Origin of the sequence: Caballeronia sp. LZ003, from assembly GCF_031451465.1 — a bacterium.
Classification (GTDB): domain Bacteria; phylum Pseudomonadota; class Gammaproteobacteria; order Burkholderiales; family Burkholderiaceae; genus Caballeronia.
Genome location: NZ_JARUXJ010000193.1, coordinates 1 through 427 on the forward strand (window position 1 = coordinate 1; position 427 = coordinate 427).

Sequence of the window (427 nt, forward strand, 5' to 3'; positions counted from 1 at the left end):
CGATGCGTGAGGAGCTGACTTGTGGTGCCACGGAAACAGGCGCATCAATGATTCCGCTTAAGCCTTGGGCGCGCCGTACTTCACGCCCGTGATGTACTGTACTGCCTGTGTGCGGCGGCGCTTCCAGTTGATGAAACGCGTCGCCTTCATCGCAACGAAGCCGTTCTGCCAGAGCGAGACGAGCTGCGTGGCACCGCCCTTAGGCCCGCTTTCCATCTCGACCGACGCCTCGCGGCTCGCATCGAGCGTCACATCGCCATCGTCAGCCAGCAGGATTTCCGACGCATTGGCGAGAATCATCATGTCGCCTGCGGTCTGCGAGAGCAGAGCAGGAAGCCCGAAGAAGGTGCCGCCCGCCATCGTGAGGCCCGGGAACTCCGGTTGCGCCAGCGCGTTGTGCATCATCGAGAGCGCCAGCGCCGTGCTC

Annotated in this window: 1 pseudogene; it reads right to left on the bottom strand. The window is 63.2% G+C overall.

Annotation, left to right across the window (positions count from 1 at the left end):
* Positions 1–57: 57 nt before the first annotated feature.
* A pseudogene (locus QCE79_RS34005) lies at positions 58–427 on the bottom strand (phage major capsid protein); the annotation flags it as partial.